At 63.2% G+C, this 22,362-nt stretch carries 22 protein-coding genes; 12 read left to right on the top strand and 10 right to left on the bottom strand.

The features are described 5' to 3' along the window. Positions 1–36: 36 nt before the first annotated feature. The gene (locus tag AC58X1_RS09565; protein ID WP_497428741.1) at positions 37–828 is read right to left on the bottom strand and encodes a dienelactone hydrolase family protein; all 792 of its coding nucleotides are present in this window, start codon (positions 826–828) and stop codon (positions 37–39) included. Positions 829–962: 134 nt separating this feature from the next. Here AC58X1_RS09565 and AC58X1_RS09560 point away from each other — a divergent pair, with 134 nt between their 5' ends. From AC58X1_RS09560 to AC58X1_RS09545, 4 genes are all read left to right on the top strand, one after another. Then, positions 963–1,568, top strand: a complete 606-nt coding sequence (locus tag AC58X1_RS09560) for an outer membrane protein (protein WP_101321767.1) — start codon at positions 963–965, stop codon at positions 1,566–1,568. Positions 1,569–1,689: 121 nt separating this feature from the next. Beyond that, complete coding sequence (locus AC58X1_RS09555; protein WP_101321766.1) at positions 1,690–2,367, top strand: response regulator; 678 nt, start codon at positions 1,690–1,692, stop codon at positions 2,365–2,367. Continuing rightward, positions 2,364–3,710: an ATP-binding protein gene (locus AC58X1_RS09550; protein ID WP_101321765.1), complete on the top strand. Its 1,347-nt coding sequence runs from the start codon at positions 2,364–2,366 to the stop codon at positions 3,708–3,710. Before AC58X1_RS09555 ends, AC58X1_RS09550 begins: the two co-directional genes overlap by 4 nt. 291 nt (positions 3,711–4,001) lie before the next feature. After that, on the top strand, positions 4,002–5,327 hold the full coding sequence (locus tag AC58X1_RS09545) for a dicarboxylate/amino acid:cation symporter (RefSeq protein ID WP_101321764.1): 1,326 nt from the start codon (positions 4,002–4,004) through the stop codon (positions 5,325–5,327). 173 nt (positions 5,328–5,500) lie between these two features. Here AC58X1_RS09545 and AC58X1_RS09540 read toward each other — a convergent pair whose 3' ends face one another. Both AC58X1_RS09540 and AC58X1_RS09535 read right to left on the bottom strand, forming a co-directional pair. Continuing rightward, positions 5,501–5,995: a SprT family zinc-dependent metalloprotease gene (locus AC58X1_RS09540; RefSeq protein ID WP_150570945.1), complete on the bottom strand. Its 495-nt coding sequence runs from the start codon at positions 5,993–5,995 to the stop codon at positions 5,501–5,503. A 130-nt stretch (positions 5,996–6,125) separates the two neighbouring features. Then, entirely contained in the window at positions 6,126–6,725 is a 600-nt protein-coding gene (locus AC58X1_RS09535) for a Yip1 family protein (RefSeq protein ID WP_101321762.1), read from the bottom strand. A gap of 285 nt (positions 6,726–7,010) precedes the next feature. On the opposite strand from AC58X1_RS09535, the gene ttcA reads away from it, so the two are divergent. Further along, positions 7,011–7,835, top strand: coding sequence for a tRNA 2-thiocytidine(32) synthetase TtcA (gene ttcA, locus AC58X1_RS09530; RefSeq protein ID WP_497428740.1), 825 nt, complete (start codon positions 7,011–7,013; stop codon positions 7,833–7,835). Positions 7,836–7,838: 3 nt separating this feature from the next. Next, on the top strand, positions 7,839–8,510 hold the full coding sequence (locus AC58X1_RS09525) for a DNA-3-methyladenine glycosylase I (RefSeq protein WP_497428739.1): 672 nt from the start codon (positions 7,839–7,841) through the stop codon (positions 8,508–8,510). Between the two features lie 174 nt (positions 8,511–8,684). Here AC58X1_RS09525 and AC58X1_RS09520 read toward each other — a convergent pair whose 3' ends face one another. The 3 genes from AC58X1_RS09520 to arsC are packed head-to-tail and all read right to left on the bottom strand — an operon-like array spanning position 8,685 to position 10,043. Next, entirely contained in the window at positions 8,685–9,095 is a 411-nt protein-coding gene (locus tag AC58X1_RS09520) for a DUF2069 domain-containing protein (protein ID WP_312390240.1), read from the bottom strand. Next, entirely contained in the window at positions 9,088–9,693 is a 606-nt protein-coding gene (gene wrbA / locus AC58X1_RS09515) for an NAD(P)H:quinone oxidoreductase (protein WP_101321759.1), read from the bottom strand. The genes AC58X1_RS09520 and wrbA overlap by 8 nt, the downstream gene beginning before the upstream one ends. Next, entirely contained in the window at positions 9,690–10,043 is a 354-nt protein-coding gene (arsC, locus tag AC58X1_RS09510; protein WP_101321758.1) for an arsenate reductase (glutaredoxin), read from the bottom strand. The genes wrbA and arsC overlap by 4 nt, the downstream gene beginning before the upstream one ends. 87 nt (positions 10,044–10,130) lie before the next feature. Here arsC and AC58X1_RS09505 point away from each other — a divergent pair, with 87 nt between their 5' ends. Beyond that, complete coding sequence (locus AC58X1_RS09505) at positions 10,131–10,598, top strand: TlpA disulfide reductase family protein (RefSeq protein ID WP_101321757.1); 468 nt, start codon at positions 10,131–10,133, stop codon at positions 10,596–10,598. A 43-nt stretch (positions 10,599–10,641) separates the two neighbouring features. On the opposite strand, the gene AC58X1_RS09500 is transcribed toward AC58X1_RS09505, so the two are convergent. The 4 genes from AC58X1_RS09500 to AC58X1_RS09485 form a co-directional block, all read right to left on the bottom strand. Next, positions 10,642–11,046: an META domain-containing protein gene (locus AC58X1_RS09500; protein WP_101321756.1), complete on the bottom strand. Its 405-nt coding sequence runs from the start codon at positions 11,044–11,046 to the stop codon at positions 10,642–10,644. Next, complete coding sequence (locus AC58X1_RS09495) at positions 11,043–11,480, bottom strand: hypothetical protein (RefSeq protein ID WP_101321755.1); 438 nt, start codon at positions 11,478–11,480, stop codon at positions 11,043–11,045. Before AC58X1_RS09495 ends, AC58X1_RS09500 begins: the two co-directional genes overlap by 4 nt. 31 nt (positions 11,481–11,511) lie before the next feature. Continuing rightward, positions 11,512–12,501 carry a 2-hydroxyacid dehydrogenase gene (locus tag AC58X1_RS09490; protein ID WP_150570943.1) on the bottom strand — a complete coding sequence of 330 codons (990 nt, stop codon included), beginning with the start codon at positions 12,499–12,501 and terminating at the stop codon, positions 11,512–11,514. Positions 12,502–12,586: 85 nt separating this feature from the next. Next, a complete protein-coding gene (locus AC58X1_RS09485; protein WP_497428738.1) occupies positions 12,587–15,343 on the bottom strand; it encodes a response regulator in 2,757 nt (918 codons plus the stop codon). Between the two features lie 221 nt (positions 15,344–15,564). On the opposite strand from AC58X1_RS09485, the gene AC58X1_RS09480 reads away from it, so the two are divergent. The 5 genes from AC58X1_RS09480 to relA all read left to right on the top strand — a co-directional run bounded on the left by AC58X1_RS09480 (position 15,565) and on the right by relA (position 22,349). After that, on the top strand, positions 15,565–16,278 hold the full coding sequence (locus tag AC58X1_RS09480; protein WP_101321752.1) for a response regulator transcription factor: 714 nt from the start codon (positions 15,565–15,567) through the stop codon (positions 16,276–16,278). Between the two features lie 3 nt (positions 16,279–16,281). After that, on the top strand, positions 16,282–17,664 hold the full coding sequence (locus AC58X1_RS09475; protein WP_101321751.1) for a HAMP domain-containing sensor histidine kinase: 1,383 nt from the start codon (positions 16,282–16,284) through the stop codon (positions 17,662–17,664). 90 nt (positions 17,665–17,754) lie between these two features. Continuing rightward, on the top strand, positions 17,755–18,654 hold the full coding sequence (cysM, locus tag AC58X1_RS09470; protein WP_150573746.1) for a cysteine synthase CysM: 900 nt from the start codon (positions 17,755–17,757) through the stop codon (positions 18,652–18,654). After that, the gene (rlmD, locus tag AC58X1_RS09465) at positions 18,654–20,009 is read left to right on the top strand and encodes a 23S rRNA (uracil(1939)-C(5))-methyltransferase RlmD (RefSeq protein WP_497428737.1); all 1,356 of its coding nucleotides are present in this window, start codon (positions 18,654–18,656) and stop codon (positions 20,007–20,009) included. Before cysM ends, rlmD begins: the two co-directional genes overlap by 1 nt. A gap of 99 nt (positions 20,010–20,108) precedes the next feature. Continuing rightward, the gene (gene relA, locus AC58X1_RS09460) at positions 20,109–22,349 is read left to right on the top strand and encodes a GTP diphosphokinase (protein WP_101321749.1); all 2,241 of its coding nucleotides are present in this window, start codon (positions 20,109–20,111) and stop codon (positions 22,347–22,349) included. The last annotated feature ends 13 nt before the right edge of the window (positions 22,350–22,362 follow it).

Raw genomic sequence — 22,362 nt, 5'->3', positions numbered from 1 at the left:
CTATTGTGCCAGAGCTGGCCATTGCCAGCGCAGCGGTCACTTGAACAGCTTGTCCAGAAACGCCTGCATGTCTGCCCATGAGCTTTTGTCGGCCGCTTGGTCATAGCCGATATCAGGCCCGCCATGCTGGCCATGACTGAGACGGTCGGCATCGGGGTTGCTGAAACCATGTTTGGCGCCGGCGATGCTGACAAACTGATAGTCGGCCTTGGCCTTGTCCATCTCTTCCTTGAAGGCCGCGACCTGCTCCGGGGTGACCATGCTGTCTGCCGCGCCGTGCTCGACCAGCACCTTGGCCTTGACGCTGCCGGGGCTGGCTGGAGTCTGCGTGACCAAGGCGCCGTGGAAACTCACCACACCGGCCAGCTCCTCGCCACGCCGGGCCGCGTCGAGCACGACCTTGCCGCCAAAGCAGTAGCCAATCGCAGCGAGCTTGTCGGGGTCGGTTTTTGGTTGAATCTTTAGCAGCTCAAGGCCCGCATCGAAGCGCTTGGCAGCTGCTTCCGGGTTCTCCAGCGCCGCCTTCATGAACGCCATCGCATCGGCCGGGTGCTCGGTGTGCTTGCCATCGCCATACATGTCGATCGCCAGCGCGCTGTAACCCAGCGCTGCCAGGTCACGGGCGCGGCGCTTGGCATAGTCATTGAGCCCCCACCACTCATGCACGACCACGACGCCCGGCCGTTTGCCGTCGATAGCATCGTCATAGGCGTAATAGCCAACCAGGCGCTTGCCGTCGTCATCCTGATAATCGATCTGGCGGGTCTGTACCGCCGCTTGAGTAAGGCTGGCGCAGCTCAACAAAGCCAGGGCAAACAGATAACGCATGGTCGCAACTCCTTTAGGCGAGGGAAGCGCAGGCTGTTCAGCGGCGGTTCAGGCAGGGTTCAGCCGCGGTTCAGGGCGCCATGCTTACTCTAGCTTCCAGACCGAAACAGCGCATCCAACTGGAGTAAGAACCCATGAAAACAGTCAATACCCTGCTTGCAGCAATGGCCGTATGTGCCGCCGGCTTCAGCGTTCAGGCCAACGCCGACGACACCTTCGCCAGCCTGACCTACGGCCAGACCAGCGACAAAGTGCGCAAGTCCGGGCTGCTCTCGCGCAGCACCGACAACCTCAACACCGATGGCGTGATCGCCAAGGACGGCACCTGGGGTGTGCGTCTGGGCAAGATGAACAACGAAGGTCGCTACTACATGACCTACGACAACGTCTCCGGTGACCACAGCGGGCTCAAGCTGCGCCAGGAAAACCTGCTCGGTAGCTACGACCTGTTCCTGCCCGTGGGAGACACCACCAAACTATTTGGCGGCGCCAGCCTGGGCGTGACCAAGCTGACCCAGGAATCCTCCGGTTACAGCCGCGACACCAATTACGGCTACGCTGCAGGCCTGCAAGCCGGCGTTATCCAGGAAGTCACCGACAACGCCTCGGTCGAACTGGGCTACCGCTACCTGCGCACCAACGCCAGCACCGAACTGGTCGAACACGGCGGGCCGAAAATCGGCAGCATGAGCCTGACCAGCAGCGCCCAGACCTACCTCTCGGCAAACTACAAGTTCTAAGGCGTGCTGGTACTCTGTATCGGCGTTTGCAACGCACAAGGCTGCTGGCTCGCCAGCGGCCTTGCGCCGTGCATGCGCCAGAGAGGCAAGACAGCGTCGTGATGGTTATAAGGAGAAAGGCATGAAACTGCTGGTGGTCGAGGACGAGGCGCTGCTGCGCCATCATCTGCACACACGCCTGAGCGAAACCGGCCATGTGGTCCAGGCGGTCGGCAACGGCGAAGAAGCCCTGTACCAGGCAGAGGAGTTCGCCTTTGACCTCGCCATCATTGACCTCGGCCTGCCGGGCATGAGCGGCCTGGACTTGATCCGCCAGCTGCGCAGCCAGGGCAAGAGCTTCCCGATCCTGATTCTCACCGCACGGGGCAACTGGCAGGACAAGGTCGAGGGCCTGGCGGCCGGCGCCGACGATTATGTGGTCAAGCCGTTCCAGTTCGAGGAGCTTGAAGCGCGCCTGAATGCCTTGCTGCGCCGCTCCAGCGGCTTCACCCAGTCGACCATTGCCGCCGGGCCACTGGTGCTCGACCTCAATCGCAAGCAAGCCAGCCTCGACGATCAGCCGCTGGCGCTGACCGCGTATGAATACCGCATCCTTGAATATCTCATGCGTCATCACCAGCAGGTGGTGGCGAAGGACCGCCTGATGGAACAGCTGTACCCAGGCGATGAAGAGCGCGACCCGAATGTCATCGAAGTGCTGGTCGGCCGGCTGCGCCGCAAGCTCGAGGGCGAGCACGGCTTCAAACCGATCGATACCGTGCGCGGCCTGGGCTACCTGTTCACCGAGCGCTGCCGATGATCCGTTCGCTGCGCGTGCGCCTGATGCTGGCGGCGGCGCTGCTGGCGCTGTTGTTCATGCTGGCGCTGCTACCGGCCCTGCAGAAGGCCTTCAGCCTGGCCCTGCAGGAGTCGATCGAACAGCGCCTGGCATCCGATGCGACCACGCTGATCTCCGCCGCGCGTATCGAGCAGGGCCGCCTGCAGATGCCTGATCAGCTCCCGGATGAGCGCTACAACCTGCCTTACACCGGGTTGATCGGCTACATCTTCGACCGCGACGGCAAGCTGGTCTGGCGTTCGCGGGCTACCGCCGACCGCGACATCAACTACCAGCCGCGTTATGACGGCCGCGGCAACGAGTTTGCCCGCATTCGCCAGGACAACGGTGAAGAGTTCTTCGTCTACGACGTGGAAGTAAAATTGCTCGGCGGCAAGAGCGCCGCCTACAGCATCGTTGCCCTGCAACCGGTACGCGAGTATCAGGACACCCTCGAGGGCCTGCAGGAAAAACTCTACCTGGGCTTCGGCGCTGCCTTGCTGGCCTTGCTGGTGCTGCTTTGGGCCGGCTTGACCTGGGGGCTGCGCTCGCTGCGTCGGCTGAGTGTGGAGCTGGACCAGGTCGAGAGCGGTGCTCGCCAGGGCTTGAGCGGCGAACATCCCCGCGAGTTGTTGCGTCTGACCGGCTCGCTCAACCGCCTGCTGCACAGTGAGCGCGAACAGCGTCAGCGCTATCGTGACTCGCTGGACGATCTAGCGCACAGCCTGAAAACGCCGCTGGCGGTGCTCCAGGGCGTGGGCGAAAGCATGGGCCACGGCAGTGGCGAGCGCGAGCAGGCGCGAGTGCTGCAGAGCCAGATCGAGCGCATGAGCCAGCAGATCGACTACCAGTTGCAGCGCGCCAGCCTGCGCAAGAGCGGACTGGTTCGCGACCGTGTCCAGCTCGCGCCGCTGCTCGACAGCCTGTGCAATACCTTGGCCAAGGTCTACCGCGACAAGCACGTGGCGATCACCCTGGTCGTCCCTGCGCAGGCGGAAATACCCATGGAGCAGGGCGCCGCGCTGGAGCTACTGGGCAACCTGCTGGAGAACGCCTACCGGCTATGTTTGGGTCAGGTGCGGGTGAGCTTGAGCGAAACCCCGGACAGCCTGCTCCTGTGCATCGAAGACGATGGCCCGGGCGTGCCGACCGATCAGCGCGAGCGCATCCTCCAGCGCGGCGAGCGGCTGGACCGCCAGCACCCGGGGCAGGGCATCGGCCTGGCCGTGGTCAAGGACATCATCGACAGCTACGACGCCCAGCTGAGCCTGGACGATTCGCCGCTGGGCGGTGCTGCCTTCAGGATTGTGTTCACGCGCGGCTGACCCCGCGCCCGGGCGGATTCCCGCCAACCCGCCCGTTCATTTCCCGCCAACGGGCGGAAATCCGCCAGCTCAGGCCCACCTGGTTGCCCTGTCGTTGGGCATGCCACCCCCTCTAGATCAGGCTTTGCACCTCATTCGAGCACTTTGGCATCGCCCTTGCTATTCACTTGGCAGAGGCCTGTAAAGGCAGCTCGAACACAACGACAAATCCCTCCGGGTGCAGGAGGGTTAGCGCTTTAGGTGCCCCCGCCCTGGGAAGGGTGGAAACCGGCACACTCGAGGAAATAAGCCATGACGACTCGTCAGCCGCTGTACAAATCGCTGTATATCCAGGTGTTGGTTGCCATCACCATCGGTATTCTGCTCGGTCACTTCTACCCTGAAACCGGCGTTGCGCTCAAACCCCTGGGTGACGGCTTCGTCAAACTGATCAAAATGGTCATCGCCCCGATCATCTTCTGTACCGTCGTCAGCGGTATCGCTGGCATGCAGAGCATGAAATCGGTCGGCAAGACCGGCGGCTACGCGCTGTTGTACTTTGAAATTGTCTCGACCATCGCGCTGATCATCGGCCTGGTTGTCGTCAACGTGGTCAAGCCAGGCGCTGGCATGCACATTGACGTCAACACCTTGAACGCCAGCAGTGTCGCTGCCTATGCCGCCGCCGGCGCGCAGCAGACCACTATCGGCTTCCTGCTCAACATCATCCCGAACACCGTGGTCGGTGCCTTCGCCAACGGCGATATCCTCCAAGTGCTGATGTTCTCGGTGATCTTCGGCTTCGCCCTGCACCGTCTGGGCAGCTACGGCCGGCCATTGCTGGACATGATCGATCGCTTCGCTCACGTCATGTTCAACATCATCAACATGATCATGAAGCTGGCTCCGATCGGTGCCTTCGGTGCCATGGCCTTCACCATCGGCCAGTACGGCGTCGGCTCGCTGGTGCAGCTGGGCTACCTGATGGCCTGCTTCTACATCACCTGCCTGGCGTTCATCCTGATCGTCCTCGGTGGTATCTGCCGCGCGCATGGCTTCAGCGTACTCAAGCTGATCCGCTACATCCGTGAAGAGCTGATGATCGTACTTGGCACCTCGTCCTCGGAATCGGCCCTGCCACGCATGCTGGCCAAGATGGAGCGTCTGGGCGCGAAGAAGTCGGTAGTAGGTCTGGTAATCCCGACTGGCTACTCGTTCAACCTTGACGGTACTTCGATCTACCTGACCATGGCTGCCGTGTTCATCGCCCAGGCGACTGACACGCAGATGGACATCAGCCACCAGATCACCTTGCTGCTGGTGCTGCTGGTTGCCTCCAAAGGCGCTGCTGGCGTCACCGGTTCGGGCTTCATCGTCCTCGCCGCGACCTTGTCTGCTGTCGGCCATCTGCCGGTTGCCGGTCTGGCGCTGATCCTTGGTATCGACCGCTTCATGTCCGAAGCCCGCGCCCTGACCAACCTGATTGGTAACGGCGTAGCGACCATCGTGGTTGCCAAGTGGGTCAAGGAGCTGGACGAAGACAAGCTGCACGCTGAACTGGCTTCGGGCGGCTCGCCGCTGACCGACACTCGTCCAACCGACGACCTCGGTGTAGCTGAAGGCCCAGCGCGCTCTTAAGTCATCAGGCAATAACCTGGGGCCGCTCTGCGGCCCTTTCGCGACACAAGGCCGCTCCTACAGACGACTGCGCATGACTGGCTTGCGTGGTCAACTGTAGGAGCGGCCTTGTGTCGCGAAAGGGCTGCGAAGCGGCCCCAAGTTCGTCCAATCTCCGCAAAACCGTTCCGGCTTCACTCCACCCGCGTCTGCCCGCTATACGCCAGCACCTGCCGACAGCGCTTGCACAGATACCGCCGCCCTTGGCGCACCAGCTTGTGCCGCACCGCCGTAAAGGCAAAGTCACTCTCCGGGCACGGGCACTGATAGATATAGCGCGTCGCCGTACGCCGTTGCACCGCATAGTTGTGGCAGCGATTAGGCGGCAGCTCGTAGACCCCGCGCATGATCAACTGCCACTCTTCGCCATGGGCTTGGATACTGTCGCCGAACAACTGATGCGCGACCAGATGCGCCACTTCATGGGCCACAGTCTGGCGCAGAAAATCCTCGTGGTTTTCCCGGTACAACTGCAGATTGAAGCGCAGCAGGTTTTCATGCAGATGGGCAACGCCGGCCTTCTGGCCGCGCAGCTTGAAGCTCACCTGTGGGCGGATGAAGCTCCGTTTGAAGAACGCTTCGGCTTGCTGATAGCAGGCTTCAACGCGGGATTCGAGCAACTCGGGCATGGCGATCTAGGTTCTCCTCAGCCGCGCATTATGCCGCAACCCCCCAGAGGCTGCCGAGCCATCGGTCAGCACACAGTCAAAGGCCGCCTTGCGGCGGCCGGTGACTTGATGCCCCAGTGTTGGTTTGGATCTAGTTGGTATACACAGGCCCCACGCCCAAGCCCCAGATGACCACCGTGGCCGCCATGATCGCCACCAGCACCACCAGGCCTACCGCCAGCACGGAACTTGAGAACAGAAAGCCTTCATCCGCCGGAATGTTCATGAACGTCGGCAAGCCCACATACAGCAGGAACACCGTGTAACTGATGGCCGCCGTGCCGATCACCATGCCCAGCCACAGGTGTGGGTAAAGCGCCGCCAGCCCGGCGACGAACAATGGCGTAGCGGTGTAGGTGGCAAACGCGATGCAGCGTGCCATTGATGGCGTGGCGTCATAGGTGCGCGCCATCCAGTGGATGAAAGCGCCCATTACCGCGACCCCGATCAGCATCGCCAGGTACGACATCACGCTCATCCAGAACGCGCTTTCAACGGTCAGCATGACCGCCGGTCGGTCACCGATCACCCAGCCGACCTGGGTGGTGCCGATAAACGCTGAAACGACGGGGATGGCCGCCAGAATCAGGGTATGGGTCAAGTACATGTGGCTGATCGATTCTTCCTCGCCACGAATCTCCTGCCACTCTTGGTCGGGATGGGTAAACAGCCCAAGAACGTGATGGATCATACCGGTCACTCCTATGGTCGTTGCCTGACGCACCCCAGATGGAGCACATGCGGCCCGCGGCCAGGCACCGAAGCAAGCGGTAATATGGCCTTAAGTCGCAGTATAGGAAGCACATCCCTGCGCAATAGGCGCTTTTTAGAGCAAATCGCGCTGTCGCCGCAGTTGTTGATTCCGTTGCAGTCTTTGGTCGGCCTGGCGCGGTTAATTGTCGCGAAAGCCTTCGCCCGCGCCGGCTTTATGCGTAAAATGCTCGGCTTTTGTCACACCTCGCGGATTCCAAGCGCTATGGGCACCCTCTCGGTCAACCAGAACAAACTGCAAAAACGCCTGCGTCGTCTCGCCGGCGAAGCCATCACCGACTACAACATGATCGAAGATGGCGACAAGGTCATGGTCTGCCTGTCCGGCGGCAAGGACAGCTACACCATGCTCGATGTTCTGCTGCACCTGCAGAAGGTGGCGCCGATCCAGTTCGAGATCGTCGCGGTGAACATGGACCAGAAGCAGCCAGGCTTCCCCGAGCATGTTCTGCCGGCCTACCTGAAGACCCTGGGCGTCGAGTACCACATCGTCGAGAAAGACACCTATTCGGTGGTCAAGGAACTGATCCCGGAAGGCAAGACCACCTGCTCGCTGTGCTCGCGCCTGCGCCGCGGCACGCTGTACACCTTTGCCGATGAAATCGGCGCGACCAAGATGGCTCTTGGTCACCACCGCGACGACATAGTCGAAACCTTCTTCCTGAACATGTTCTTCAACGGCTCGCTCAAGGGCATGCCGCCCAAGTTGCGTGCCGATGATGGCCGCAACGTAGTGATCCGGCCGCTGGCCTACTGCAGCGAGAAGGACATCCAGGCCTACTCGGACATGCGCGAATTCCCGATCATCCCGTGCAACCTGTGTGGCTCGCAGGAAAACCTGCAACGTCAGGTGGTCAAGGAAATGCTCATCGACTGGGAGCGCAAGCACCCAGGCCGCACCGAGAGCATATTCCGCGCGATGCAGAACGTGGCGCCGTCACAACTGGCCGACCGCAACCTGTTCGATTTCACCAGCCTGAAAATCGATGAAACCGCGGCGCCGCGCTTCCTCGATGTGGTGAACATCTGACCCATGCGCGATTATCAGTGGCTGCATGAGTTCTGCCTGAATCGCTTCGGCTCGGCCAAGGCCCTCGAGGCGTTCCTGCCGCAACCGCGCACCCCGGCGCAGTTGCGTGACATCAGCGACGACCGCTACCTGTCGACGCTGGCGCTGCGGGTATTTCGCGCAGGCCTCAAGCACAGCCTGGTAGATGCCAAGTGGCCGGCTTTCGAGCAGGTGTTCTTTGGCTTCGAGCCGGAAAAGGTGGTGCTGATGGGCGCCGAGCACCTTGAGCGGTTGATGCAGGACACGCGCATCATCCGCCACTTGGGCAAGCTCAAAAGCGTGCCACGCAACGCACAGATGATCCTCGACATCGAAAAACAGCACGGCAGCTTTGCCAGCTTTATCGCCTACTGGCCGGTGACCGATATCGTCGGCCTGTGGAAGTACCTGGCCAAGCATGGTAATCAGCTCGGCGGCCTGTCGGCACCGCGCTTTCTGCGCATGGTCGGCAAGGATACCTTCATCCCCACCGACGACATGTCAGCCGCGCTGATCGCCCAAGGCGTGATCGACAAGGCGCCGACCAGCCAGCGTGATCGTGCGCTGGTGCAGGAGGTGTTCAATCAGTGGCATGCCGAAAGCGGCCGGCCACTTTGTCAGCTCTCGGTGATGCTGGCGCACACCGTCAACCACTGACCCAGCCGTTACACGGTCCCTGTAGGAGCGGCCTTGCCGGGGCGCCGGACCGGTCGCGAAAGGGCTGCGTAGCGGCCCCGGGATTTGTGCAGCACCGCAAAATCGCCGGGCGCGCTGCGCACGCCTTTCGACCGGTCCGGCGCCCCGGCAAGGCCGCTCCTACAAAAAAACAGATCAGCATTCGCCTGCCAGGCGCCTTTCATGCTGAAACTTCCAGCGCACGTATAGCAGTGCGCTGACGAACAGGCCCAGGCTCACCAGGGTTTCCATCCAGCCAAACAGCGCCCGCGCTGGGTCGAACGCCGCCAGCACGCCTTTGATGAAGTAGATATTGACCACGAAGCATGTCCACGCATGGGCCCGTGCGCTGCCCATCAGCATGCCTGGCAGCACCAGCAGCAGCGGGATCAATTCGACCGCAAGGATCACCTCGACCCGCGCCCCATGCAGGTTGGCAAACCACAGGTTATTGACCAGCAGCAGGGCGATCAGGCCGACCAGGCAAGCCAGGCTCAGCGCGCGGGTAAGGCGCAGCCGCGGTGCCAGCCAGGCCAGCGCTGGTAGTGGCTTGGCACGCTTAGCCACGCGCGCCACCCAAAGCCTTGGCCGTGCTCGCCAGGCGTTGCCCGAGTGCTCGGCACAGGGCTATTTCGTGGCTGTCCAGCTCGCGCTTGCCGTCGGCGCCGGCATGATGACTGGCGCCGTACGGGGTACCACCACCGCGGGTTTCCAGCAGCGCCGACTCACTGTAGGGCAGGCCGGTGATGAGCATGCCGTGGTGCAGCAGCGGCAGCATCATCGACAGCAGGGTAGTTTCCTGACCGCCGTGCAGGCTGGCGGTGGAAGTGAACACTCCAGCCGGCTTGCCGACCAGTTCACCACCCAGCCACAGGCTGCTGGTGCCGTCGAGGAAGTACTTCAGCGGCGCCGCCATGTTGCCGAAGCGGGTCGGGCTGCCGAGGGCAATCCCGGCGCAGTGGCGCAGGTCATCCAGGCTGGCGTACAGCGCACCGCTGGCAGGGATATCGGGGGCGACTGCTTCGCACTCGGTGGAAATCGCCGGCACGGTCCGCAGGCGCGCTTCCAGGCCAGCCATCTCGACGCCGCGGGCAATGTGCCGGGCCATCTCGCTGGTGGAGCCGTGCCGGCTGTAATACAGCACCAGGATATAGGGCTCGCTCACGGCAGGATCTCCAGCACTTTTTCCGGTGGGCGGCCAATCACAGCCTTGTCACCGGCCACAAGAATCGGCCGTTCGATCAGTTTGGGATGGGCAACCATTGCCGCGATCAGCTGTGCTTCGGTCAATGCCGGATTGGCCAGCTCAAGGGCTTTGTATTCGTCTTCACCGCTGCGCAGCAGTTGCCGCGCGCTGATGCCGAGCTTGCCCAGCAGCGCTGTCAGGGTAGCGGCATCCGGTGGCGTCTCCAGGTAGCGCACGATGTGTGGAGCAAGGCCGCGTGCTTCGAGCAGCTCGAGGGCGCCGCGGGATTTCGAGCAGCGCGGGTTATGATAGAGAGTCAGATCAGTCATGACGGGTCGCATCCAGCTGGGTGTGGCGGCTATTCTAACCGCTGCGGCTGAATTACAGGTTTGAAATACTTCGAGAAGGATTGACCCATGGCAAAGCGTTTGGCGGCGGCACTGGCCATCACTGCAAGCCTGTTGCTCGGCGGTTGCGGTGCTGATTATGGCGTGGACCAGCACGGCAATACGGTAAAGGCCGAGCAGATCGAGGGGCAGTGGCTGGTGCTCAATTACTGGGCAGAGTGGTGTGGCCCATGCCGTACCGAAATCCCCGAACTGAATGCCGCCGCCAAGCAGTGGCAGGCTGATGGCATCAAAGTGATCGGGGTCAATTACGACGGGTTGCAGGGCGACGATCTCAAGCAAGCCTCGCAAACCCTGGGCATCGACTTCACCGTGCTCGCCCAGGACCCGGCCGAGCGCTACGAGCTGCCGCGCAGCGAAGCCTTGCCGGTGACCTACATCATCGACGACAAGGGCAAGGTGCGTGAACAGCTGCTCGGCGAGCAGACCCTGGATGGGCTGCAGGCCAAGATCAAGGCACTCAAAGGCGGTGCCTGACGATCAGGCGGGACCGCCAGCGGTCCCGCCCAAGCCAGCACACTCAGCTTTCTTCAGGCCAGAAGCGCAGCGGCTTGCCTTCAGCCGGCCAGAAACGGATCTGCTCGATTGCCGACACATCCCAGCGCTGCACCGTCTCCAGCGCCTGCAGGAAGCGCTGCTCCTGTTCCATCAGCGCGGGCGCGCAGAGCTTGCGGGTCTTGCCGACCTTGCCGAAGCTGAGCTCGTCACCCTTGAGGGTGTACGGCGCAAACCAGTGGTTGCAGCCGGCATTGCCATAGGCGCGGCCGTCTTCACCCAAGGTCAGGGTCAGGTTGCTGTAATCCATCAGCGGGCGCTCACCGATCCACTCCAGCACATAGCCTTGGTCCTGGCGCAGCGCTGACGGCTGCGAGGCGCAGCCCAGCAAGCTGCCGGCGATCAACAGCGCGCTCAGCAGGTTTTTCACTGGGCGCTCTCCTGGCAGCGTGGGCACACATGCTTGTCGCCCTTGCTGGCCCAGCCCAATGCCGCTACGCGCTCGCTGGCGGCTGGCTTGTGGCCTTTGCTGCCGAGCTTGGCGTCCACGGCGAATTCGAAGTCGAGCACGGCTTCACAGCTGTCGCACTTGATCTGCCAGTTGAGAATCGCCAGCTCCTTGAACGCCGGGCCGCTGGCCACGGCAACCCACTGGCCGCTCGGGTTGATCAGGTGGCGCACGCTTTCGACGGTCAGGCGCATGCTCAGGTCTTTGCTGCCCTTGAGCGTCACCAGCAGGACATCGTCCTTCTGGATCGAACCACCATTACCGGTCACCTGGTAGCGCCCCGGCACCAGCGCGCGGCATTCGATCAGGGTGTGTTGCGGGTTGAATAGGGTGTAGCGGAAATCGTGCTCGACCATGGGTCCTCCAGAAATGCCGCGTATCCTAGCATCAACTTGGGAGCAGATTCTGCGGCTTGCCTGCCGCCCAGCAGATGATGTTGTCCAGGGTGGTTTTGGCGATCGCCTGCAGCGCCTCATGGGTGAGGAAAGCCTGGTGGGCGGTGATGATCACATTGGGGAAGGTCAGCAGCCGCGCCAGTACGTCATCCTGCAGCGGCTGGTCGGAGCGGTCCTCGAAAAACAGCTGGGCTTCTTCTTCGTAGACGTCCAGGCCCAGATAACCCAGCTGGCCACTCTTGAGCGCATCGATCAGGGCCGGAGTGTCGACCAGCGCGCCGCGGCCGGTATTGATCAGCATGGCGCCTGGGTGCAGCGCCGCCAGGCTCTGGGCATTGATCAGGTGCCGGGTGTGCTCGGTCAGCGGGCAGTGCAGGCTGACGATGCGCGCCTGGGCCAGCAGCTCGGGCAACTCCAGATAACGCGCGCCAAGGGCGAGCATGTCCGGGTTGGGGTAGGGGTCATACGCCAGCAACTGGCAGCCGAAGCCGGCCATGATCCGGGCGAAGGCCTGGCCGATCTGGCCGGTGCCGATCACCCCGACGGTCTTCCCGTGCAGGTCGAAGCCGGTCAGGCCATGCAGGGTAAAGTCGCCTTCGCGGGTGCGGTTGTAGGCCCGGTGCAGGCGCCGGTTGAGGGCCATGATCAGCGCTACGGCGTGCTCGGCCACCGCGTGCGGTGAGTAAGCCGGGACCCGCACCACAGCCAGACCCAGGCGCGCGGCTGCGGCCAGGTCGACATGGTTGTAGCCGGCCGAACGCAGCGCGATCAGGCGCGTGCCGCCGGCTGCCAGGCGCTCCAGCACGTCGCTGTGCAGCTCGTCGTTGATGAACGCGCAGACCACCTCGTAGCCATCGGCCAAGGGCGCGGTGTCGACGGTCAGCCGGGCAGACTGATAGTGCAGGTCCAGGTCGCTGTCGCGGCATACCTGGCTGAAGCTTTCCTGGTCGTAGTGCTGGCTGCTGAACAAGAGAATGCGCATGGCAGAGGTCCTTTGCGGCTGAGCAGGGCAGTGTAGCCAGCCTGGTGTGGAGCGTATTGACCCAGGCCAGCGTAGCTGGCGCGGGTCACACGCTCAGCTGAGCCTGCTCGGCTAACCGTTCGATAGCCTGATCGAGTTCATCCAGCGCCTGCATGGCCTGCGGGCTGTCCTGCTTGAGCAGGGTTTCACTGCGCTGGCAGGCCGCACGCAACTGCGGCACGCCGCAGTAGCGCGAGGCGCCATTGAGGCGGTGCACCCGCTCGATCATCGCCTCGCGATCACCCGCCACCCGCGCCACCTGAATGGCTACGCGATCAGCCTCCAGCGAATCGAGCAACATGCGCAGCATGTCTGCTGCCAGATCAGCCTTGCCGGCTGCCAGGCGCAAGCCTTCTTCGGGGTCGAGCACCTTCAGCTCGCTGCTTTCCGGCAACCGCTCCAGCGGCTGCTCCTGCTGCGGTGGGGCCAGGTTGAGGCCGGTCCATTTCATCACCACCTGGGCCAGCTGGCGCTCGCTGATCGGCTTGGTCAGGTAGTCATCCATGCCGCTGTGCAGCAGGGCACGTTTTTCGTTGGCCATGGCATGCGCGGTAAGGGCGACGATGGGCAGCGGGTTGCCGGTCTGGCCGCTTTCCCACTGGCGGATCTGCTCGGTGCAAGCGCGGCCGTCCATGCCCGGCATCTGCACGTCCATCAGCACCAGATCGAACGCTTCATCCTGCACCGCCTCGACCGCCGCATAGCCGTTGTCGACCGCCAGCACTTCGGCGCCGAGGCCCTCGAGCAGGGTCTGTACCAGCAGCAGGTTGGCTGGGTTGTCGTCGACGCAGAGGATCTTCGGCATGCGCTGGCTGCCCGGCATACGCACTTCGCTCAGTTGCCGGCGCGGCTGGATCAGCTCAAGCAGCAGCCGGCGCAGCTTGCGCGTGCAGGTGGGCTTGGACAGCAACTGGCCGTGCGGGTTGGGCAAGCTGGGATGATACAAGCCCTGCTCGGTGGTCGGGCAGAGCACCACGCACAGGCACTGCAGGCGTTCCAGCTGCTGGTTGTACTGGCCGAGCAGATCGGGTGAGAGGTTGTTCAGGTTGGCGCCGAATACAGCAAATTCGAACGGTTGCCCGGCCTGATGGGCGGCTTGCACGCCTTGCACCAGTTGCTCGAACGAGGCGAACACGCTGACGCTCAAGCCGCAGTCCTGCAGCTGGTGCTCCAGCGCCTGGCGGGCCAGCTCATGGCCGTCGACGATGGCCGCACGGCGACCCAGCAGCGCTTGTAGCGGCAGTTCCGAGCCATCGTCGTGGGCCCTGGGCAGATTTAGACTGATCCAGAACTGCGAGCCCTCGCCGGGCGCGCTGTCGACGCCGATTTCGCCGCCCATCTGCTCGATCAGGCGCTTGGAGATGACTAGCCCAAGGCCGGTACCGCCGGGCTGGCGCGACAAGGAGTTGTCGGCCTGGCTGAAAGCCTGGAACAGCGTGCGCACGTCCTGCGGGGTAAGGCCGATACCGCTGTCCTGCACGCTGATGCGCAGCTGCACATGGTCACCCTGTTCGTCTTCGAGCATCGCCCGCACGACGATCGTGCCTTCGCGGGTGAACTTGATCGCGTTGCTGACCAGGTTGGTGAGGATCTGCTTCAAGCGCAGCGGGTCACCGACCAGCGACAGCGGCGTATCCCGGTAGACCAGGCTGAGCAGCTCGAGCTGTTTGGCGTGGGCGGCTGGGGCAAGAATGGTCAAGGTGTCCTGGATCAGGTCGCGCAGGTTGAACGGGATGCTGTCGAGCACCAGCTTGCCGGCCTCGATCTTGGAGAAATCGAGGATCTCGTTGATGATCCCCAGCAGGTTGTCGGCAGACTGTTCGATGGTGCCGAGATAATCCAGCTGACGCGGCGCCAGTTCGCTCTTCTGCAGCAGATGGGTAAAGCCGAGGATGCCGTTGAGCGGGGTGCGGATCTCGTGGCTCATGTTGGCGAGGAACTCGGACTTGATCCGGCTGGCCTCGAGGGCTTCCTTGCGTGCCATGTCCAGCTCGATGTTCTGGATTTCGATGGTTTCCAGATTCTGGCGCACGTCTTCGGTGGCCTGGTCGATGCTGTGCTGCAGTTCTTCATGGGCGCTGTGCAGGGTCTCGGCCATGCGGTTGATGCCGGCCGCCAGCTCGTCCAGCTCATGGCTGCCCATGGCCGGCAGGCGCGCTTCGAGGTTGCCGTCCTTGAGCTGAGTGACCGCCTCCTTGATCCGCCTGATCGGGTCGTTGATGGTGCGGCTCATGCGCAGGGCGACCAGTGCGGTCACGCTCAGGCAGGCGAGAATCAGCAGCACGCTGGTGAACAGGTTGCGGTAACCGCGCAGCAGGGTGCCATCATGCGACAGCTCGATTTCCACCCAGCCGAGCAGGCGCTCGGCTTCGGCCGGCACTGCGTCAGCGGCCAGGTCGCGGTGATGGCCGAACACCGGCATCAGGTAGCGGGTGGCGTCATTGCCAGTGCGTTGCAGCAATTGCGTGCCGCTGCCGCCGCTGGGCGGCTGGTTGAGCATGCTCGGCCCGGCATGGGCCAGCTGGGTGCGCTGTGGGGTCAGGAACACCACCGCGCGCACGTCGCTTTGCTCCAGCGCCTGGCCGGCAATCCTTTCCAGCTGGTCAGTGGCATGGCGGGCGAGGGCGGGCGCCGCCAGCGGCGCCAGTTGTTCGGCAATCATCTTGCCGCGCTGGAGCAACTGGGTACGCAGCTCGTTTTGTTGCAGCCAGGTGAAATAGATGCCCAGCACCAGTGCCATCAAGGTAGCCGGCAGCAGCGCCAGCAGCATGACCCGGCTTCTGATTCCCAAACGATCGAGCACACTCGCCTCCTGTGATGTGCCTGATGGCCGTCGCCGAGCGGGACGGAATAGTTGCCGAACGTTACTCCGGCTGCGGGCGTAAAGCGATCATTTCAGCGCCCCAGGCGGGCTGGCAGGCTGCGCTTGCAGCCGGAGGCCCTAATGGTTTGGTCGTAATCCAGTTGCCTAGCCTTGAGTTACTGGCCAATAATCGCGCAATTGAGAATCAATGCCAGAAGCCAATGAATCCCGTAGCCATTCACCACTCGAACATTCTCGCCATCGAAGACGACCCGGTCCTCGGCGCTTACCTGCACGAAGAATTGCAGCGCGGTGGGTTTCAGGTGACCTGGTGCCGCAACGGCCTTGACGGTCTGGAAACAGCAGGCCGGCAGGTGTTCGATGTGGTCCTGATGGATATCCTCCTGCCGGGGCTGAACGGCCTCGATGCACTCGCGCAGCTGCGGCGCAAAAGCGCCACGCCAGTGATCCTGATGTCGGCCCTGGGCGCTGAAGCGGACCGTATCACCGGCTTTCAGCGCGGCGCCGATGACTATCTGCCCAAGCCCTTCAGCATGGCCGAGTTGCAGGTGCGCATCGAGGCGATCCTGCGCCGGGTTGAGCTGGAGCGCCGGCGCCAGGCACCGCAACCTGTCGAGCCAGGCGAGCTGCGCTTTGATGACGCTATAAGCGATGTTTGCCTCGGCTCCAACTGGGCCGGCCTGACCCCCAGCGAATATCGCCTGCTGGACACCCTCTACCGCAGTCCGGACGAGGTGCTGAGCAAGCCCCTGCTGTATCAGCAAGTGTTGCAGCGGGGTTACTCCCGCCACGATCGCAGCCTGGACATGCACGTCAGCCAGATCCGCCGCAAGCTCAAGGCGGTCGGTTACCACGAGCGGCAGATCGTCACCGTTTGGGGCAAAGGTTATGTGCTCAGCGCCGGCGAGGGCTGAACCATGCTCGATCGACATTCGTTGTTCTGGCGCCTGGCGATTTTGCTGGTGGGCTTTTGCCTGTTGATGATCGGCCTGAGCTACAGCTGGGGTCGCTACATGGAAACCCAGAATGCATTTCTCTCCAAGCCCGCCCGGCAACTGCTGCAGGCCTACGCGGTCGAGGCTGAGCAGGCCTGGCACGAGGGCGGCCAGGCCGGCATCGATCAATGGTTGCAAGGTATGCGGGCGCGTGAGCAGGGCTTTGTCGGCGTCATCAACAGCCACCTGCACAGCTTGAGCAGTACCCCGCTGACGGCCGAGCAGACCCAGCGCCTGACCCGCCTGCGCCAGGTCGACTGGCCGATGAGCCGACGCAGTGTCGATCAACCGTGGCTGCGCTTGCCGTTTGCCGACCCCGCCGCGCAGGCCATGCTGGTCATCGAATTGCCCACGCGGCTCAATCCGGGCCAGTACCTGTGGCTGTGGCGGATCCTGATCAACGGGGTGATTCCCGGCCTGTTCACCTTGCTGCTGTGCGTGGGTCTGTACCGCATGCTGATTGTGCCGTTGAACCAGCTGCGCGAGCAGGCCAATGCCTGGCGCGCCGATCAGCTCTCGGCGCGGCTGGACGCGACTACCATGGGCCGGCATGACGAGCTTGGTGAGCTGGCGCGTGCCTTCGACCAGATGGCCGAGCGCCTTCAAGGCACAGTGGCCTTGCAGCAACAACTGCTGCGCGACCTGTCCCACGAAATGCGCACGCCGCTGAGCCGCCTGCGGGTGGCCGGCGATGGCGAGGCTGACCTTGGGCGCCTGCGCGAGCGCGTCACGCGGGAGGTCGATTGCATGCAGCAACTGGTCGAAGACACCCTGCAACTGGCCTGGCAGGACGCCGAACGGGCGCCGATGAACCTCGAACCGATCCAGCTGCAGGCGCTGTGGGACATGCTCGCCGAGGACGCCTGCTACGAAAGCGCCTGGCAGCCTGCACGTCTGCGCTGTGAATTGCCGGCCACCTGCTGGGTGCAGGGCAACCTCAACCATTTGGCCCAGGCCGTGGAAAACCTGTTGCGTAATGCCATTCGTCATTCGCCTGGCGACGGCGTGATCACCCTCGGCGGTCGGCGTGAGGGCAGTTACTGGCGGATCTGGCTGGAAGACCAGGGCGGCGGTGTGGCTGAGGACGATCTGGAGCGTATCTTCGCGCCGTTTTCGCGGCTGGACGGTTCGCGCCCCGGCGACGGCGGCTTTGGCCTCGGCCTGAGCATCGCCCGCGGCGCCATTCAACGCCAGGGCGGGACGCTTTGGGCCGAGAACGGCAAACGCGGCCTGCGCCTGTGCATGCGCCTGCCAGCGCATGTCGAAGCGAGCGAATCGGCGCCGGCACAGCTGCTATATAGCTGACAGCTATATCGACCACAGATTGCGTGATATGGCCGGCAAGGGAATGCCGGTATGATAGGCGCCCCTGTCGTTTTGATTGCGAAAGACACCATGACCCTGCAGTACCCAACCATCGCCGATTGCGTCGGCAATACGCCTCTGGTTCGCCTGCAGCGCCTCGCAGGTGCGACCAGCAATACCTTGTTGCTCAAGCTCGAAGGCAACAACCCGGCCGGCTCGGTCAAGGACCGCCCGGCACTGTCGATGATCACCCGCGCCGAATTGCGCAACCAGATCAAGCCCGGCGACACCCTGATCGAAGCGACCTCCGGTAACACCGGTATCGCCCTGGCCATGGCTGCGGCGATCAAGGGCTACAAGATGATCCTGATCATGCCCGACAACTCCACTGCCGAACGCAAGGCAGCGATGACCGCCTATGGCGCCGAGTTGATCCTGGTGAGCAAGGAAGAGGGCATGGAGGGCGCCCGCGATCTGGCCGAAAAGCTTCAGGCCGAAGGCCGCGGGTTGATCCTCGATCAGTTCGCCAACGGCGACAACCCGTTGGCCCACTACACCAGCACCGGCCCGGAGATCTGGCAGCAGACCCAGGGCAGCGTCACTCATTTCATCAGTTCGATGGGCACTACCGGCACCATCATGGGCTGCTCGCAGTACCTCAAGGAGCAGAACCCGGCGGTGCAGATCGTTGGTCTGCAGCCCATGGACGGCTCGTCGATCCCCGGCATCCGGCGCTGGCCTGAGGAATATCTGCCAAAGATATTCGACGCCACTCGAGTTGATCAGGTGATCGACATGTCCCAGGCCGAAGCTGAACACGTCACCCGCCGTCTTGCCCGGGAAGAGGGCATTTTCTGCGGTGTGTCCTCTGGTGGTGCGGTGGCCGGCATGTTGCGCCTGTCGCAGCAGGTGGAAAACGCCGTGATGGTCGCGATCGTCTGCGACCGCGGTGATCGCTATCTTTCCACTGGCCTGTTCGACGCGACCTGATGACCAAGAAAAGTAAAGGCGGCCTGCGTTTCCAGCCGGCCGGCGGCGATCGTGCTGCGCAAGTTCCCGTAGGCAAGAAGCAGCGCCTGGACATCGAACGCCTGGCTGGTGATGGCCGCGGCATCAGTTTTCATGAAGGGCGAACCTGGTTCGTCAGCGGCGCCCTGGCCGGCGAAGCGGTTGAAGCGCGGGTGCTTGGTGCCCGTGGCAAGATCGTCGATGCGCGCCTAGAGCGGGTCCTGCAAGCCAGCCCCGAGCGGCGCCCGGCGCCGTGCCGGCACTATGATCGGTGTGGCGGTTGCAACCTGCAGCACCTGCCGCACGCCGAGCAGCTGGCGCTCAAGCAGCGCATGCTCGCCGAGCAGTTGCAGCGGGTGGCCGGGATCCAGCCAGAGCAATGGGCAGCGCCGTTGTCCGGGCCTGAATTCGGCTACCGCCGACGCGCGCGGATTGCCGTGCGCTGGGACGTCAAGAACCGTCAGCTGGAAGTCGGTTTCCGTGCCGAGGCCAGCCAGGCGATCATCGCCATCGACGAATGCCCGGTGCTGGTACAGCCCTTGCAAACGATCCTGCGGCATTTGCCGACGGTGTTGCGCAGCCTGAACAAACCGCAGGCGCTGGGCCATGTCGAGTTGTTCAGCGGCAGCGCCGAGGCCGTCCTGCTGCGCCACGTGGCGCCGTTGCCAGAGGACGACCTGGCACGGCTGCAGGCCTTCTGCAAAGAGGCGGGCGCCCAGCTATGGTTGCAAGGGGAGGGCGAGCCTGCGCCGGTTGAGGCCGGGCAGACCCTCGGTTTCACTTTGCAGCCGTGGCAGATGCAGCTAGCGTGGCGCCCGGGCGATTTTGTTCAGGTCAACGCCCAGGTCAATACGGCCATGATCGAGCAGGCCTTGGCCTGGCTCGCACCGCAGCCTGACGAGCGTGTGCTGGACCTGTTCTGCGGCCTGGGCAACTTTGCCCTGCCGCTGGCCAGGCAGGCCCACGAAGTGGTGGCGGTGGAAGGCGTGCAGGTGATGGTCGAGCGGGCGGCAGCCAATGCCCGTGACAACAATGTGCATAACGCGGCGTTTTTTCAGGCCGATTTATCTCAACCTCTGGCAGGTGCCGAATGGGCCGCCGAGGGTTTTTCTGCGGTACTCTTGGACCCACCGCGCGACGGTGCTTACGAGGTGGTGCAAGGCATCGCCCGCCTCAAGGCCAAGCGGCTGGTGTATGTCTCGTGTAACCCGGCGACGCTGGCGCGTGACGCGCAGGTGCTGGTCGCCCAAGGGTACCGGTTAACAAGGGCCGGGATTCTCGACATGTTTCCTCAGACGGCGCATGTCGAAGCCATGGCGTTATTCGAAGTGGGCTAGCCAACGCTGGCCCTCTTGGTGCGGCTTCCAGGGAATGGTAGGCGCACGGTGATTGTCAGTGCGGCCGTGGGCTGCGCTGTATGGAAAGGTAAAGCAAAGATGGTACAGGTGAGAGTGCACCAGCCGGTCAACAGCGACGGCAGTATCAATCTCGAAGCGTGGCTGGATCATGTGGTGAGCGTCGATTCGGCGCTGGACCGGGTGAACCTGAAAGAAGCCTGCGAGTTCGCCCAGGAAGTCGAGAAGAAGGGCAACCCGGCCAAGCATTCGTGGGCGGACGGTACGTCCAGTTTCCAGGCCGGCCTGGAGATCGCCGAGATCCTCGCCGATCTCAAACTCGACCAGGATTCGCTGGTCGCGGCGGTGATCTATCGCGCGGTACGTGAAGGCAAGGTCACCTTGGCCGAGGTCGGTCAACGCTTTGGCCCGGTAGTGTCGAAGCTGATCGACGGCGTGCTGCGCATGGCCGCCATCAGTGCCAGCCTGAGCCCGCGCCAGTCGCTGGTGCTCGGCTCGCAGGCGCAGGTCGAAAACCTGCGCAAGATGCTCGTGGCCATGGTCGACGACGTGCGCGTCGCCCTGATCAAACTGGCCGAGCGCACCTGCGCGATTCGTGCGGTGAAAGCCGCCGATGAAGAAAAACGCCTGCGCGTGGCCCGCGAGGTGTTCGACATCTATGCGCCACTGGCGCACCGGCTGGGTATCGGGCATATCAAGTGGGAGCTGGAGGACCTGTCCTTCCGCTATCTTGAGCCTGACCAGTACAAACAGATCGCCAAGCTCCTGCACGAACGCCGGCTGGACCGCGAGCGCTTCATCAACGATGTGATGAACCAGCTGCAGAACGAGTTGCTGGCCACCGGCGTCAACGCCGATATTAGTGGCCGGGCGAAACATATCTATTCGATCTGGCGCAAGATGCAGCGCAAAGGCCTGGAGTTCAGCCAGATCTACGACGTGCGCGCCGTGCGCGTGCTGGTCCCGGAGATCCGCGACTGCTACACCGCCCTGGGCATCGTCCACACCCTCTGGCGGCACATTCCCAAGGAATTCGACGACTACATCGCCAACCCCAAGGAAAACGGCTACCGCTCCCTGCACACCGCAGTGATCGGCCCGGAGGGCAAGGTGCTCGAGGTGCAGATCCGCACCCACGGCATGCACGAAGAAGCCGAGCTCGGCGTCTGCGCGCATTGGCGTTACAAGGGCACCGACGTCAAGGCCAGTTCCAACCACTACGAAGAAAAGATCTCTTGGCTGCGCCAGGTGCTGGAGTGGCACGAAGAGCTGGGCGACATCGGCGGCCTGGCCGAGCAGCTGCGTGTCGATATCGAGCCTGACCGGGTGTATATCTTTACCCCCGACGGCCACGCCATCGACCTGCCCAAGGGCTCGACGCCGCTTGACTTCGCCTACCGCGTGCACACCGAGATCGGCCACAACTGCCGTGGCGCCAAGATCAACGGCCGCATCGTGCCGCTCAACTACAGCCTGCAGACCGGTGAGCAGGTCGAGATCATCACCAGCAAGCACGGCAGCCCAAGCCGCGACTGGCTGAACTCGAACCTTGGCTACGTCACCACCTCGCGTGCACGGGCGAAGATTGTCCATTGGTTCAAGCTGCAGGCGCGCGATCAGAACGTCGCCGCCGGCAAGACCCTGATCGAGCGCGAACTGAGCAGGCTTGGCCTGCCTCAGGTCGATTTCGATCGGTTGGCCGAAAAAGCCAACGTGAAAACCGCCGAAGACCTGTTTGCTGCGCTCGGTGCCGGCGACTTGCGCCTGGCGCATCTGGTCAACGCAGCCCAGCAGTTGCTTGAGCCGGAACGGATCGAGCAGATCGAGCTGACCCCGCGCAAACCGTCTGGCGTGCGTAACGGCAAGCGTGCCGATATCCAGATCCAGGGTGTCGGCAACCTGTTGACGCAGATGGCCGGCTGCTGCCAGCCGCTGCCCGGCGAGGCGATCGTGGGCTATATCACCCAGGGCCGCGGTGTGACCATTCACCGCCAGGACTGCGCCTCGGTGCTGCAACTGAGCGGGCGTGAGCCGGAGCGGATCATCCAGGTCAGTTGGGGCCCGGTGCCGGTGCTGACCTACCCGGTCGACATCATCATCCGCGCCTACGACCGCCCAGGCCTGCTGCGTGATGTGTCGCAGGTGCTGCTCAACGAGAAGATCAACGTGCTGGCGGTCAACACCCGCTCGAACAAGGAAGACAACACCGCCTTGATGTCGCTGACCATCGAAATCCCCGGTCTGGATGCCCTCGGGCGTCTGCTCGGGCGGATTTCGCAGTTGCCCAACATCATCGAGACGCGGCGTAACCGTACTCCTTAGAACCGCGGGGACT

This window comes from Pseudomonas sp. PGPR N4, from assembly GCF_059693665.1.
This window is presented reverse-complemented; position numbering and strand designations above follow the sequence as displayed.

Coding starts and splice junctions, on each gene's coding strand:
- AC58X1_RS09565 (WP_497428741.1), bottom strand. CDS start 828: ATGCGTTATCTGTTTGCCCTGGCTTTGTTGAGCTGCGCCAGCCTTACT.
- AC58X1_RS09560 (WP_101321767.1), top strand. CDS start 963: ATGAAAACAGTCAATACCCTGCTTGCAGCAATGGCCGTATGTGCCGCC.
- AC58X1_RS09555 (WP_101321766.1), top strand. CDS start 1,690: ATGAAACTGCTGGTGGTCGAGGACGAGGCGCTGCTGCGCCATCATCTG.
- AC58X1_RS09550 (WP_101321765.1), top strand. CDS start 2,364: ATGATCCGTTCGCTGCGCGTGCGCCTGATGCTGGCGGCGGCGCTGCTG.
- AC58X1_RS09545 (WP_101321764.1), top strand. CDS start 4,002: ATGACGACTCGTCAGCCGCTGTACAAATCGCTGTATATCCAGGTGTTG.
- AC58X1_RS09540 (WP_150570945.1), bottom strand. CDS start 5,995: ATGCCCGAGTTGCTCGAATCCCGCGTTGAAGCCTGCTATCAGCAAGCC.
- AC58X1_RS09535 (WP_101321762.1), bottom strand. CDS start 6,725: ATGATCCATCACGTTCTTGGGCTGTTTACCCATCCCGACCAAGAGTGG.
- ttcA (WP_497428740.1), top strand. CDS start 7,011: ATGGGCACCCTCTCGGTCAACCAGAACAAACTGCAAAAACGCCTGCGT.
- AC58X1_RS09525 (WP_497428739.1), top strand. CDS start 7,839: ATGCGCGATTATCAGTGGCTGCATGAGTTCTGCCTGAATCGCTTCGGC.
- arsC (WP_101321758.1), bottom strand. CDS start 10,043: ATGACTGATCTGACTCTCTATCATAACCCGCGCTGCTCGAAATCCCGC.
- AC58X1_RS09505 (WP_101321757.1), top strand. CDS start 10,131: ATGGCAAAGCGTTTGGCGGCGGCACTGGCCATCACTGCAAGCCTGTTG.
- AC58X1_RS09495 (WP_101321755.1), bottom strand. CDS start 11,480: ATGGTCGAGCACGATTTCCGCTACACCCTATTCAACCCGCAACACACC.
- AC58X1_RS09490 (WP_150570943.1), bottom strand. CDS start 12,501: ATGCGCATTCTCTTGTTCAGCAGCCAGCACTACGACCAGGAAAGCTTC.
- AC58X1_RS09480 (WP_101321752.1), top strand. CDS start 15,565: ATGAATCCCGTAGCCATTCACCACTCGAACATTCTCGCCATCGAAGAC.
- AC58X1_RS09475 (WP_101321751.1), top strand. CDS start 16,282: ATGCTCGATCGACATTCGTTGTTCTGGCGCCTGGCGATTTTGCTGGTG.
- cysM (WP_150573746.1), top strand. CDS start 17,755: ATGACCCTGCAGTACCCAACCATCGCCGATTGCGTCGGCAATACGCCT.
- rlmD (WP_497428737.1), top strand. CDS start 18,654: ATGACCAAGAAAAGTAAAGGCGGCCTGCGTTTCCAGCCGGCCGGCGGC.
- relA (WP_101321749.1), top strand. CDS start 20,109: ATGGTACAGGTGAGAGTGCACCAGCCGGTCAACAGCGACGGCAGTATC.